Origin of the sequence: Flavobacterium sp. CG_23.5, assembly GCF_017875765.1 — a bacterium.
Classification (GTDB): domain Bacteria; phylum Bacteroidota; class Bacteroidia; order Flavobacteriales; family Flavobacteriaceae; genus Flavobacterium.
Genome location: NZ_JAGGNA010000001.1, coordinates 3,242,683 through 3,258,960, shown reverse-complemented (window position 1 = coordinate 3,258,960; position 16,278 = coordinate 3,242,683). Strand labels below are relative to the sequence as shown.

The 16,278-nt window shown below is 39.4% G+C and carries 2 protein-coding genes; both read right to left on the bottom strand.

What is annotated here, in order from left to right; all coding sequences use genetic code 11:
• Window positions 1-581 precede the first annotated feature (581 nt).
• On the bottom strand, window positions 582-6,305 hold the full coding sequence (locus tag H4V97_RS13980; protein WP_196851608.1) for a T9SS type A sorting domain-containing protein: 5,724 nt from the start codon (window positions 6,303-6,305) through the stop codon (window positions 582-584).
• A 1,217-nt stretch (window positions 6,306-7,522) separates the two neighbouring features.
• A complete protein-coding gene (locus H4V97_RS13970; RefSeq protein WP_209550024.1) occupies window positions 7,523-15,130 on the bottom strand; it encodes a T9SS type A sorting domain-containing protein in 7,608 nt (2,535 codons plus the stop codon).
• Window positions 15,131-16,278 lie beyond the last annotated feature (1,148 nt).

Sequence of the window (16,278 nt, the reverse complement as noted above, 5' to 3'; positions counted from 1 at the left end):
TTGTAAAACTTAAAATGTTAAAGTCCGATTATTAGGGGGCTAAACCAATAAGTCTTCGAAAAACTCGAAAATTGTACTCTTTTTCATGATTAAAGTAGTTTAATACCATATATTAGTTATAAAAGGAAGTTTACAGATCTGGGATAGAAAAACGTTTAGAAAAACATAATCCATCTTCATATAAATCATGAAGTCACCATCATTAATGAGTGTCTTTATTTGTATCATAAAAACAACATTTCACTTACGGTAATAAAAATCAATTTGGGGGGAAATTTTACTATCAATCTAAGTATTTAATAGTACTAAAAACTGGAAGTTTACATCTTTAGGAAACTGCAACAACCATCAAAACAAGCCATCTCCATAAAAGTTGTATGAAGTGCACCATCATCAAAAGGATATTCATTTGTAGGGATTCTATACTAATATTCTTTATTAACCCAACGAGGTTATTTTAAAAAAACAACTTCGAACTCAATTAACAAAAGTAGAAATAAACCCCGAAAGTAAGACTTTCGAGGTTTAATCCCACTATCCAACCCTTCTCTATATTTTATAGGATTAGATTATTAATTCTACTATTTTGAAGACATTACTTTTTTCACACTACTTCCTCGATTCGTAGTTACTTTTACAACATATACTTGCTCTTGACCTCTATTCATTTTAAGGTTTAGCGCAACTTCTTCGTTTAAATAACTATTGCTATCTTCTTTGGTAAGCACTGTTCTTCCAGTTGCATTGATTACTTCAATTTTAACATCGGACACATAATCAAATTTATATTGAATGGTCAACACATCTTTGAATGGCACAGGATACGCATCAAAACCTGCTGGTTCCATTTTACTGGTAGTTGTTGGTGCGATTGTAAGAATAGGACATACTAATGGTTGAATATTATACCCTACGAATATTCTACATTCATCAAAAGCATTGTTGATTAAATCTACCGCACTTGCTATTTGTGAAAGTGTAAGACCATTGGTTGATCCTCCACCTAAAGCTTGGTTTGCTAAATTATACAATCCTTGTACGGTAGCATTAGCTCCTAAAGCGGTTACAATGTTACTAGGAATAGTGTAATATTTATATTCATTATTCACGGTTCCATCAGGATTACAAGAGCGTACTTTTGGAGTATCTGATCCACAACCACCTGCTGGCATGGCAATAGCGAAAGTTCCCGCTTGCAATGCAAAATCACCAAGAGCTCCATTTATACCTATGTTAAGACCTAAAGCAAGTGTCTGAGCCAACAAAGTATTATTGATTCTGCCTTGTTTAGACAAATAGCTAGAAGGTAAATTAGTGATAGAATAGTCTCCTGCAGATAGTACACGACTACCTCCACCTCCTGGCATTACATTGATAACAGCTTGTGCATTATTGACCAAAACAGAATGTCCAGTCAAACCAAGAGTCATTGTACCTCCATAATAAGCCAAAGCTTTTTCAATCAACCCAATAGTAGAGTATTTAATTCCGTCAGCACAGGAAGTTCCTCCAGCATTACCATAATACCCTTGAGTATAAGTACATAGCGCTTTTACGCAAATTTGAACAGTTACCAAAGCAAAATCGGTAGCGGTACAGCCGTTGGCCGGATTGGTAACGGTTAATGTATACGTACCTGCTGCATCAACTGTTGGTGTAGCTGTTGTTGCTCCGGAAACGATATTTCCTCCATTGCTGGCAACCCAAGAGAAAGTAGCTCCTACTGTTGTGGAAGAACCCGATAGAACTACACTAGTGGTACTGCATAATATCTGAGCATCAGCGCCTGCATTTGCGTTAGGTGCTGTATTGTTGAGGGTAACCAATGCTATATCTGTAGCAGTACAGCCGTTGGCTGGATTGGTAACAGTTAAAGTATAAGTACCTGCTGCATTAACGGTTGGTGTAGCTGTTGTTCCTCCGGAAACGATGAATCCTCCATTGCTGGCAGCCCAAGAGAAAGTAGCGCCCGCGGTTGTGGAAGATCCGCTTAAGGCAATTGAAGTAACGGTACAGGTCAACACTTTATCAGCTCCTGCATTAGCATTAGGTGCTATATTGTTTAGAGTAACCAATGCTATATCAGTAGCAGTACAGCCATTGGCTGGATTGGTAACGGTTAACGTATATGTACCTGCCGCATTAACGGTTGGTGTAGCTGTTGTTCCTCCGGAAACGATAAATCCTCCATTGCTGGCAGCCCAAGAATAAGTAGCTCCCGCTGTTGTGGAAGATCCGCTTAAGGCAATTGAAGTAACAGTACAAGTCAACACTTTGTCGGCTCCTGCATTCACATTAGGTAATGAACTGTCTAAAGTTACCAAAGCTATATCGGTAGCTGTACAGCCGTTGGCTGGATTGGTAACTGTTAACGTATAAGTACCTGCTGCATTAACGGTTGGCGTAGCTGTTGTTCCTCCGGAAACGATAAATCCTCCATTGCTGGCAGCCCAAGAGTAAGTAGCTCCCGCTGTTGTGGAAGATCCGCTTAAGGCAATTGAAGTAACAGTACAAGTTAACACTTTATCAGCTCCTGCACTAACATTAGGCGCTGTATTGTTAAGAGTAACCAATGCTATATCAGTAGCAGTACAGCCATTGGCTGGATCGGTAACGGTTAACGTATAAGTACCTGCTGCATTAACGGTTGGTGTAGCTGTTGTTCCTCCGGAAACGATAAATCCTCCATTGCTGGCTGCCCAAGAGAAAGTAGCTCCCGCAGTTGTGGAAGATCCGCTTAAGGCAATTGAAGTAACAGTACAAGTCAACACTTTATCTGCTCCTGCATTAACATTTGGTGTTGTATTGTTTAGAGTCACCAATGCTACATCAGTAGCGGTACAGCCGTTGGCTGGATTGGTAACAGTTAAAGTATACGTACCTGCTGCATTAACTGTTGGCGTAGCTGTTGTTCCTCCGGAAACGATAAATCCTCCATTGCTGGCTGCCCAAGAGAAAGTAGCTCCCGCTGTTGTGGAAGATCCACTTAAGGCAATTGAAGTAACAGTACAAGTCAACACTTTATCTGCTCCTGCATTAGCATTAGGTGCTGTATTGTTTAGAGTAACCAATGCTATATCGGTAGCAGTACAGCCGTTGGCTGGATTGGTAACAGTTAACGTATACGTACCTGCCGCATTAACTGTTGGCGTAGCTGTTGTTCCTCCGGAAACGATAAATCCTCCATTACTGGCAGCCCAAGAGTAAGTAGCTCCCGCTGTTGTGGAAGATCCGCTTAGGGCAATTGAAGTAACGGTACAGGTCAACACTTTGTCGGCTCCTGCATTAGCATTAGGTAATGAATTGTCTAAAGTTACCAATGCTATATCGGTAGCGGTACAGCCGTTGGCTGGATTGGTAACGGTTAACGTATAAGTACCTGCTGCATTAACGGTTGGTGTAGCTGTTGTCCCTCCGGAAACGATAAATCCTCCATTGCTGGCAGCCCAAGAGAAAGTAGCTCCCGCAGTTGTGGAAGATCCGCTTAAGGCAATTGAAGTAATAGTACAAGTCAACTCTTTATCTGCTCCTGCATTAACATTTGGTGTTGTATTGTTTAGAGTCACCAATGCTACATCAGTAGCGGTACAGCCGTTGGCTGGATTGGTAACGGTTAACGTATACGTACCTGCTGCATTAACTGTTGGCGTAGCTGTTGTTCCTCCGGAAACGATAAATCCTCCATTGCTGGCAGCCCAAGAGAAAGTAGCTCCCGCTGTTGTGGAAGATCCGCTTAAGGCAATTGAAGTAACAGTACAAGTCAACACTTTATCTGCTCCTGCATTAGCATTAGGTGCCGTGTTGTTTAGAGTCACCAAGGCTACATCGGTAGCGGTACAGCCGTTGGCTGGATTGGTAACGGTTAACGTATAAGTACCTGCTGCATTAACGGTTGGTGTAGCTGTTGTTCCTCCGGAAACGATAAATCCTCCATTGCTGGCAGCCCAAGAAAAAGTAGCTCCCGCTGTTGTGGAAGATCCGCTTAAGGCAATTGAAGTAACAGTACAAGTCAACACTTTGTCGGCTCCTGCATTCACATTAGGTAATGAACTGTCTAAAGTTACCAAAGCTATATCGGTAGCCGTACAGCCGTTAGCTGGATTGGTAACGGTTAACGTATACGTACCTGCTGCATTAACGGTTGGCGTAGCTGTTGTTCCTCCGGAAACGATATTTCCTCCATTGCTGGCAGCCCAAGAGTAAGTAGCTCCCGCTGTTGTGGAAGATCCGCTTAAGACAATTGAAGTAACAGTACAAGTCAACACTTTATCAGCTCCTGCATTAGCATTAGGTGCTGTATTGTTAAGAGTAACCAATGCTATATCAGTAGCAGTACAGCCGTTGGCTGGATTGGTAACGGTTAACGTATAAGTACCTGCTGCATTAACGGTTGGCGTAGCTGTTGTTCCTCCGGAAACGATATTTCCTCCATTGCTGGCAGCCCAAGAATAAGTAGCTCCCGCTGTTGTGGAAGATCCGCTTAAGGCAATTGAAGTAACAGTACAAGTCAACACTTTATCAGCTCCTGCATTAGCGTTTGGTGCTGTATTGTTAAGGGTAACCAATGCTATATCGGTAGCAGTACAGCCATTGGCCGGATCGGTAACGGTTAACGTATACGTACCTGCCGCATTAACGGTTGGCGTAGCTGTTGTTCCTCCCGAAACGATATTTCCTCCATTGCTGGCAGCCCAAGAGTAAGTAGCTCCCGCTGTTGTGGAAGATCCGCTTAGGGCAATTGAAGTAACAGTACAGTTTAACACCTTATCAGCTCCTGCATTAGCGTTAGGCGGAGTATTATTTAAGGTTACCAATGCGATATCAGTTCCTTTACACAAAGGATTCGATGGAATGGAAACACTTAACGTATAGGTACCTGCCATATCAACAATTGGCGTAGCTGTGTTAGCTCCCGAAACGATATGACCGCCATTACTGGCAACCCACGAGTAAGTTGCGCCTGCTGTTGTAGAAGACCCGCTTAGAGCAAGTGAAGTAGTGGTGCAAGTCAAAACTTTATCAGCTCCTGCATTAGCATTTGGAGTCAAATCCAAATTTAATTGTATTGGAGCGGAAGGGAAATCTTTCAATTCAGATTGAGATGAACTTCCTGAAGACCGTGTTCTAATAAACACAGTACTTAAGACGAAACATGGATTTTGATTCTGACTTGTTAAAAAAACTTGAGTAAGATTGATTGCACCCTCAGCGAATTGATTGGGCGCATATATCCCAGGATTCACTCCAAAAACATCAAAAGGCACCGGGGTATATGAGTCGTTATTGGTAATAAAGATTTGATTTGGAAAAGAAGTATTCGGAATAACAACATATTCGTAAACCCCACCTAATAATGACCATTTTCGAATCACAACGGTTGCATCACCACCTCCTTGTGTAAATTCGATAGTAACTAAAATATCACCTGGTGTTCGTCCACCTGTTGAAGCGGGTGCTCTAGTAACAAATCCACCACTACCACCGGTAATTGGAGCCACGTTGCTAAAGGGATCAGGGGAGCCATAAACAGCACCTGTGATTGTTAATGGTGCTTGTAAAAACTCGAAATCAATGTAACTACTTCCATTGATTGTCTGACGGTCACCGGCAAAAAGGCACCACAAATCTGTAGAAGATCCTCTTACACCACCAGGAGTAACAAAGCTTATTCCGTCAGTACTTGTCCCTCCTATTTTATCAGGATCACCATAACTAAAATGAACTCCACAATTTTGGATTTCATTTTTGGGTGGTGAGCTTCCAGCGCCCCAAGTATAAGTACCAGGATTATCATTTATTTTATTGGAAGAAGTAAAGATGGTTGGATCATTTTGATAAGGATCCTTCAACTGATAGGTTACAGGAATTGATTGAGATCCTGTAAGACTGGGTTTGTAAAAAACTTCACCAGTAAGAGGATTAATCAAACCATGCCCAGCAATAGTGGGATGAAGATTGTCAAACAAGTCTCCTGTATTAATGTAAAGAGAATTAGTAAAATCAGGTGTATGAGCAAAGGCATCGCCATCCACTCCAGAACCGGTAAGGGGATATTTTACGGGAACAACACCTTGAATATTCTGAGCATTAATTGTGTAGCCCATCAGCATAACTGCCAAACATAATAGAGGCTTAGCAATTGACTGGCGCCAATGACTGGTCCATAATCTCGATAAAAAATCGATTGAAGTTCTCTCATTAAATTTTGGAAAATTTAATTTAGAAAGAGCATTTTTCGTCAAAAGGCTATTGGTTATTTTGCCATATAAATTAACGAAAAACTGTAGAAGTGTACTCTTTTTCATAATAAAAGTATTTTAGCACCATACATTAGATATAAAAGGAAGTTTACAGACTTGGGATAGAAAAACTTTAAGATAACATCAACTCTCTTCATTCAAAATAATGAAGTCACCGTCATTAATGAATGTTTTTATTTGCTCAATAAAAACAACATTTCTTTTACCAAATAAAATCGATTTGCGAAAAAATTCAGACTGTTAATTTTAAGTAATTAACATTAAATAGTAATTAGGAAAAAACTGGAATCTTACATTTTTTGGAAATGTAACTAACAGCAAATAAGCCATCTTCATTTAAAATTAATGAAGTTAACCTTCATAATCAGGATATAATAATGTGGAGAAACACATCCCTATCCACAAACTTTTTTAAAAGCTGTTTAATTAAAAAACAACTTAATTATTTACTGAGATTAAAATTAATCATTAAATCAAAAAGAGACAGAAAAACAAAATTATACTCGATTAAATCACCATTTATATCGACAAAGAACATCATTAAATAAGAAAATTAAGATAGAAATAAAAATTAACAAAAACGTAATGTATTGATTGTTAGTGTATTACGTGTTAAAAATAACGACAAATTAAACACAATTTTTCTTACTTACCGTACTTTATTTTTTTCGTTGGAATCGTCACATAAAAAAAGATAAAATGTGATAAATTCTAATCCTATTATCTAAATTATTTTTTATCCAATTTTGGAATTTTTTGGTTTATAAATCAGTGGAGAAATGGGCGAATTTAATTCTTACAATCTAGCTCACTATCGCTTTAGACTTAAAAAGAAAGCTTTAATTCAATTAAATATAAATTAACCTTATAGATTATGGATTCATAAAAAAGACATCTGAAATGGTGTTTAATGAACTAGTATAAAAGATCTTAAAATGGTGTTATTTCTTATAACCATAATGGTATTTTTATAGCGTCCTATTAACAGGTATTTTGTCTATTTCCTTCAACGTATTTAGTGTTTTATGTTTAAAATCCTCTTTTTTTTGGAAATGATTTTATTATCCCACAAATCAGTTTTATCCTTGATTATTTAAAGTACAACTCCATTTTTCAAAAGTCCCTTACGGCCAAAATTTGAAATATGCTGATTTCAGTGCGAGAAAAAAGTCAAAAAAAAACCTCGAAAGTATAACTTTCGAGGTTTAATCTTAAACTCCAATCCTTCTCTATATTTTATAGGATTAGTTAATTATTTAAAATTATTTAGAAGACATTACTTTTTTAACGCTACTTCCTCTATCAGTAGTTACTTTGACAAGATAAACTTGCTCTTGACCTTGATATGTATGAAGGTGTAGCATAATTTCTTTGCCTAAATAACTATTAGTATCAGTTTTTGAAAGTATAGGCATTCCTTGTGAATTTAATACTTCAATTGTGACGTCAGATTGGTAATCAAAATCGTATCTGATTGTAAGAACATCTTTAAAAGGAACTGGATATGCTGTAAAACTAGCAGTCACAGTTGGCGCAGCTGGTTTAGCAAGTGGATCAGTTGGGTTACGTAAAGTAACCGTACCGCTTATAACACAGTTGTTCGCATCTTTCACAATCCAATTGTACACTCCCGCAGTTAAACTACCAAAGAAATTAGATGTTTGGTACGTAGTTCCACCATTGATGGAATACATGAATGCACCCGTTCCGCCAGAAGCGTTCAATGTGATTGAACCATCTTTTAAAGCTTCACAACATGAAGGGTTTACTGCCGCTACAGATACCGAAATTAATATCGGATTCACTAAGTTAACAGTTCCACTCATCATACATCCATTGGCATCTTTTACCACCCATTTGTATTCCCCAGCCTTAAGAGCAGCAAATACATTAGAAGTTTGGTAATTTGCTCCATTATCTGCAGAGTACATCAATACCCCTGTTCCTCCTGTTGCTGTGATGGTAAATGAACCGTCGGCTCCTCCATTACATTTAGGATTTGTAGGTGTTGCTGATGCAACTATCATTACAGGATTAATTAAATTAACCGTACCTCTGGAAATACAACCATTGTTCTCTTTAACCGCCCATTGATATTGTCCAGCTGCTAAAGCAGTAAACACATTAGACGATTGGTAAGTAGCACCATCATTTAGAGAGTACATCAAAGGAGCAGTTCCTCCCGTAGCATTAACAGTAATCGAACCGTCAGTTCCTCCATTACATTTAGGATTCACAAGAGTTGCTGTTACTGTCACCGCTGGTGGAGTGGTCAAGATAAACGTACCTTTCAATAAGCAGCCATTGGCATCTTTCACTCTCCATTTGTATTCTCCTGCCGCAAGGCCTGTAAACACATTGGATGATTGATAAGTAAGACCTTGATCAATGGAGTACGTTAATGTACCAGTACCTCCTGAAGCGATAATCGTAATCGAACCGTCTGTTCCTCCATTACATTTAGGATTCACAAGAATTGATGTTGCGACAATCAATGGAGGATTGGTTAAAGTAACCGTACCTCTCAAGATGCAATTATTAGCATCTTTTACCACCCAGTTATATGTTCCAGCAAGTAATCCGCTAAATACATTAGATGTTTGGTAAGATGTTCCATTATTGATGGAATACATCAGTGTTCCTGTACCTCCAGTAGCAGAAATGGTTATTGAACCGTCAGGATCATAACAACATTTAGGATTTATTGGAGTAACATTAGCCACAAGCAATGCTGGCTGTGCAATAGTTTCGGAACCTTGCATAATACATCCGTTGGCATCTTTAACAATCCAAGTGTATGTACCGGCGGTAAGACCTGTGTACGATTTTGGAGACGTTTGAGCCAAGTAGCCTGCACCGTTGAAGTTCACCATATAAGGACTTGTTCCGCCGCTGAATGTTACGGTTACTGAACCATCAGTTCCTCCGTTACATTTCACATCAGAATGTCCATCTGTTGCTACCAAAATAGTTGGTTGTGCAATAGTTTCGGAACCTTCCATAATACATCCGTTGGCATCTTTAACAATCCAAGTGTACGTACCGGCGGTAAGACCTGTGTACGATTTTGGAGAGGTTTGAGCCAAGTAGCCTGCACCGTTGAAGTTCACCATATAAGGACTTGTTCCTCCGCTGAATGTTACGGTTACTGAACCATCAGTTCCTCCGTTACATTTCACATCAGAATGTCCATCTGTTGCTACCAAAATAGTTGGTTGTGCAATAGTTTCGGAACCTTCCATAATACATCCGTTGGCATCTTTAACAATCCAAGTGTACGTACCGGCTGTAAGACCTGTGTACGATTTTGGAGAGGTTTGAGCCAAGTAGCCTGCACCGTTGAAGTTCACCATATAAGGACTTGTTCCTCCGCTGAATGTTACGGTTACGGAACCATCAGTTCCTCCGTTACATTTCACATCAGAATGTCCATCTGTTGCCACCAAAATAGTCGGTTGTGCAATAGTTTCGGAACCTTCCATAATACATCCGTTGGCATCTTTTACAACCCAAGTGTACGTACCGGCTGTAAGACCTGTATACGATTTTGGAGAAGTTTGAGCCAAGTAGCCTGCACCATTAAAGTTCACCATATAAGGACTTGTTCCTCCGCTGAATGTTACGGTTACGGAACCATCAGTTCCTCCGTTACATTTCACATCAGAATGTCCATCTGTTGCTACCAAAATAGTTGGTTGTGCAATAGTTTCTGAACCTTCCATAATACATCCGTTGGCATCTTTTACAATCCAAGTGTACGTACCGGCGGTAAGACCTGTGTACGATTTTGGAGAGGTTTGAGCCAAGTAGCCTGCACCGTTGAAGTTCACCATATAAGGACTTGTTCCTCCGCTGAATGTTACGGTAACTGAACCATCAGTTCCTCCGTTACATTTCACATCAGAATGTCCATCTGTTGCTACCAAAATAGTTGGTTGTGAAATAGTTTCGGAACCTTGCATAATACATCCGTTGGCATCTTTAACAATCCAAGTGTACGTACCGGCGGTAAGACCTGTGTACGATTTTGGAGAGGTTTGAGCCAAGTAGCCTGCACCGTTGAAGTTCACCATATAAGGACTTGTTCCTCCGCTGAATGTCACGGTTACGGAACCATCAGTTCCTCCGTTACATTTCACATCAGAATGGGCATCTGTTGCTACCAAAATAGTTGGTTGTGCAATAGTTTCTGAACCTTGCATAGTACATCCGTTGGCATCTTTTACAATCCAAGTATACGTACCGGCGGTAAGACCTGTGTACGCTTTTGGAGAAGTTTGAGCCAAGTAGCCTGCGCCATTGAAGTTCACCATATAAGGAGCTGTTCCACCTGAGAATGTTACGGTTACGGAACCATCAGTTCCTCCGTTACATTTCACATCAGTATGAGCATCTGTTGCTACCAAAATAGTTGGTTGTGCAATAGTTTCGGAACCAGATTGTTCACATCCATACGCATCTTTAACAATCCAAGTGTACGTACCTGCGGTAAGACCTGTGTACGATTTTGGAGAAGTTTGAGCCACGAAGCCTGCACCATTGAAGTTCACCATATAAGGAGCTGTTCCACCTGAGAATGTTACGGTAACTGAACCATCAGTTCCACCGTTACATTTCACATCAGAATGTCCATCTGTTGCTACCAAAATAGTTGGTTGTGCAATAGTTTCTGAACCTTGCATGATACATCCGTTGGCATCTTTAACAATCCAAGTGTACGTACCGGCGGTAAGACCTGTATACGATTTTGGAGAAGTTTGAGCCAAGTAGCCTGCACCATTAAAGTTCACCATATAAGGACTTGTTCCTCCGCTGAATGTTACGGTTACTGAACCATCAGTTCCTCCGTTACATTTCACATCAGAATGTCCATCTGTTGCTACCAAAATAGTTGGTTGAGTGATCGTAACAGATCCTTTCAACACACAATTGTTGGCATCTTTTACCGCCCATAGATACGTTCCAGCAGTTAATCCGCTGAAGACATTAGAGGCTTGGTAAGTCGTGCCATCATTGGCTGAATACATCAAAGTTCCTGTTCCTCCTGTAGCGGTAATCGTGATTGAACCATCGGTTCCACCATTACATTTAGGACTTACAAGTACCGCTGATACAGCGATTGCAGTTGGTTGAGTGATCGTAACTGATCCTTTCAATACACAATTGTTGGCATCTTTTACCGCCCATAGATACGTTCCAGCAGTTAATCCGCTGAAGACATTAGAGGCTTGGTAAGTTGATCCATCATTGGCTGAATACATCAGTGTTCCTGTTCCGCCTGTAGCCGTAATCGTGATTGAACCATCGGTTCCTCCATTACATTTAGGACTTACAAGTACAGCTGATACAGCGATTGCGGTTGGTTGAGTGATCGTAACGGATCCTTTCAACACACAATTGTTGGCATCTTTCACCGCCCATAAATACGTTCCAGCAGTTAATCCGCTGAAGACATTAGAGGCTTGGTAAGTTGATCCATCATTGGCTGAATACATCAAAGTTCCTGTTCCGCCTGTAGCAGTAATCGTGATTGAACCATCGGTTCCTCCATTACATTTAGGACTTACAAGTACCGCTGATACAGCGATTGCGGTTGGTTGAGTGATCGTAACGGATCCTTTCAACACACAATTGTTGGCATCTTTTACCGCCCATAAATACGTTCCAGCAGTTAATCCGCTGAAGACATTAGAGGCTTGGTAAGTTGATCCATCATTGGCTGAATACATCAGTGTTCCTGTTCCTCCTGAAGCGGTAATCGTGATTGAACCATCGGTTCCACCATTACATTTAGGACTTACAAGTACTGCTGATACAGCGATTGCGGTTGGTTGAGTGATCGTAACAGATCCTTTCAACACACAATTGTTGGCATCTTTTACCGCCCATAGATAGGTTCCAGCAGTTAATCCGCTGAAGACATTAGAGGCTTGGTAAGTAGAGCCATCATTGGCTGAATACATCAGTGTTCCTGTTCCGCCTGTAGCAGTAATCGTGATTGAACCATCGGTTCCACCATTACATTTAGGACTTACAAGTACCGCTGATACAGCGATTGCGGTTGGTTGAGTGATCGTAACGGATCCTTTCAACACACAATTGTTGGCATCTTTTACCGCCCATAAATACGTTCCAGCAGTTAATCCGCTGAAGACATTAGAGGCTTGGTAAGTTGATCCATCATTGGCTGAATACATCAGTGTTCCTGTTCCTCCTGTAGCGGTAATCGTGATTGAACCATCGGTTCCACCATTACATTTAGGACTTACAAGTACAGCTGATACAGCGATTGCAGTTGGTTGAGTGATCGTAACGGATCCTTTCAATACACAATTGTTGGCATCTTTTACCGCCCATAGATACGTTCCAGCAGTTAATCCGCTGAAGACATTAGAGGCTTGGTAAGTTGAGCCATCATTGGCTGAATACATCAGTGTTCCTGTTCCGCCTGTAGCAGTAATCGTGATTGAACCATCGGTTCCACCATTACATTTAGGACTTACAAGTACCGCTGATACAGCGATTGCGGTTGGTTGAGTGATCGTAACGGATCCTTTTAATACACAATTGTTGGCATCTTTTACCGCCCATTGATACGTTCCAGCAGTTAATCCGCTGAAGACATTAGAGGCTTGGTAAGTTGAGCCATCATTGGCTGAATACATCAAAGTTCCTGTTCCGCCTGTAGCAGTAATCGTGATTGAACCATCGGTTCCTCCATTACATTTAGGACTTACAAGTACCGCTGATACAGCGATTGCGGTTGGTTGAGTGATCGTAACGGATCCTTTCAACACACAATTGTTGGCATCTTTCACCGCCCATAAATACGTTCCAGCAGTTAATCCGCTGAAGACATTAGAGGCTTGGTAAGTAGAGCCATCATTGGCTGAATACATCAGTGTTCCTGTTCCTCCTGTAGCCGTAATCGTGATTGAACCATCGGTTCCACCATTACATTTAGGACTTACAAGTACCGCTGATACAGCGATTGCAGTTGGTTGAGTGATCGTAACGGATCCTTTCAATACACAATTGTTGGCATCTTTCACCGCCCATAAATACGTTCCAGCAGTTAATCCGCTGAAGACATTAGAGGCTTGGTAAGTAGATCCATCATTAGCTGAATACATTAGTGTTCCTGTTCCTCCTGAAGCCGTAATCGTGATTGAACCATCGGTTCCACCATTACATTTAGGACTTACAAGTACCGCTGATACAGCGATTGCAGTTGGTTGAGTGATCGTAACGGATCCTTTCAACACACAATTGTTGGCATCTTTTACCGCCCATAAATACGTTCCAGCAGTTAATCCGCTGAAGATATTAGAGGCTTGGTAAGTCGTGCCATTATTGGCTGAATACATCAAAGTTCCTGTTCCGCCTGTAGCAGTAATCGTGATTGAACCATCGGTTCCACCATTACATTTAGGACTTACTAACACTGCAGAAGAGACTACAATCGCTGGCGGTTGAGAAACAACAACTGATCCCGATGATTTGCATCCTTTGGAATCCGTAATTTGCCATTGATAGGTACCGGCTAATACATTACTGATATCTTGTGTGGATGCAGTAAAATTATTTGGACCAGTCCAAGAATACGTAAATCCAGCAGTCCCCCCAGTAACGGTAAGGTCTATAGAACCAAATCCACCATTACAAGCTGGATTTGTTGCCACTGCAACTCCTTTTGGTCTTCCATCCACAGTGAATTGAATAGGAGCGCCAGGGAAATCTTTTAATTCTGACTGTTGTGAACTTCCAGAAGATCTTGTTCTAATAAAAACCGTGCTTATTGAAAAACAAGGATCTTTAAACGCATTTTTAAATACCTGCGTAAGATTAATGGCTCCTTCGGCCCATTGATTCGGAGCATAATCCCCACCTACACCGGTTCCATTTGGATCACTACCGTAAACATCAAAGGGAACGTGAGTTACGGTGTCATTATTAGTGATGAATATTTTACCAAGAAACTCTGAATTGGGATGAATGACATATTCAAATCCTCCTCCAGCCTTAGCTGACCACACCCGAATCACGGCATTAGCATCGCCACCACCGTTAGTAAACTCGATAGTGATCAGAATGTCACCTAGTGTACGACCACCATCGGTACCCAAACTGGTAAAACCCCCACTACCTCCGGTAATAGAGCCATTGGAAGCCATAGTAGCACCAGTGATGGTCATTGATTTTTGCAAAAACTCGAAATCAATATAGCTGCTACCGTTGGTAACTTGTCGGTCACCCGCAAATAAACACCATAAATCGGTTGCTACACCTCCCGGTAAATTAGGATCACCGTATGAGAAATGGGCTCCAGCGTTTTGGATTTCATTTTTGTTGGGCGAGTTGCCCGGCCCCCAAGTATAAGTATTGGGATTGTCATTTATTTTATTAGATGAAGTAAAGATGGTTAAATCATTTTCATATCTATCCTGCAGAAAAAAAGATTGTCCAGGATACAATAACTCCCCAGTAAAGGGATTAATGACTCCATGACCATTTATGTCAGGATGTTGAGCGTCAAATAAATCACCCACATTTTCGTACCCGGCGGGCATATGGGCATATGCATCTCCATCAACTCCAGATCCTGACTTAGGAGCTAAAACAGGCACAAATCCTTTAATGGAGCCTTGTGCTTGAATAGTTGTATTTGATAGCAAAAACACTATCAATAAAAGGGACGTTGCGACCCATTGTCGCCATTGAAACTGCTCCAATCTTGATAAATAATTGACAGTAGGTCTCTTATTAAATTTCTTGAAATTTAATTTAGACGTGGAGTTTTTCGTTAAAAAGCAACTCATTATTTTGTTGTATAAGAAATCGAAAAACTTAAAAATTGTATTCTTTTTCATAATAATAGTATTTTAACACCATATATAGGATTTAATAGGAAGTTTACAGACTGGGGGTGAATCCTAATCTTCAAATGAAATAATGAAGCTAACCATCTTAAAAGGATATTTTTATCAGAACAATAAAAAACACCTCTATCATACCAGAAATCGATTTGTAAAAATTTATTAGATTAATTTCAAAACGACCAAATTAAAACAGGTAAATAGGTTATCACGGGAAATTACACATTGGGGAAATGCAAGTAACCTTTACTAACTAATCTCCAATTAAACATAATTGAAGTGAATTCTCAAACATAGGAATCTAATATGCGGGGAACAAAATAGGAATCCTAATACTAACCGACAGTCGTATACATACAACTTAATTCTTTTCTTACATAAAATTAAGCATTATACTAAATGCATCTAAAAAAAGTAGGAATAAACTCGACAAGATGCCCATTTAATCGACAATTAGCATTGGTAGGTAAGAAAATAATTATGTAAATTAAAAATAAATCAATTTTCAATTTATTGATTAACAGTTACTTACGTGTTAAAATAATATTAAAAATTACAAATGATTTTCTTAGGTACTGCAATACTTTTATTAGAAGATGTTTTTATAAAAAAAACAGAAATTTCAGTAAAAAGAACATTACAACATGATAAAAAACCAATTTAATAGCTAGTGTACATACTTTATTAAAAAAAAGGCATGAATATGTAAAAAAAATATTCTACTAATTAATTGATTACCAAATATCTAAATGTTAAATTAATTGATTGTAATTATGAATAGATTTCCTACTTCAAAAAATTTAATGTCTTTACTTATTATATTAAATTCAACATCTGGAAATCGGATAATTTGGATATCATTTTAATAAGCTCATTTGAAGGTTAGGTATCACCAAAAAAAAGGAAAAAAATTATACCTTAAATAGACAATATTCCATTTTTATTGATAGGAAGCAGAGTCCGCTAAGAAACCCATTACACAAATAAAAAATTAATAAAAAAAAGATCCTGTTAATGTATTGTTTTCAAACTTTTTAGGCATTATGCTACATAAATTTTATTAATTAAAATATGGAATTACGAAAACCAGCTTTATGTTCCTTTAAATTTGATATCGAGATATTATATCTTCTTTGTTTCAA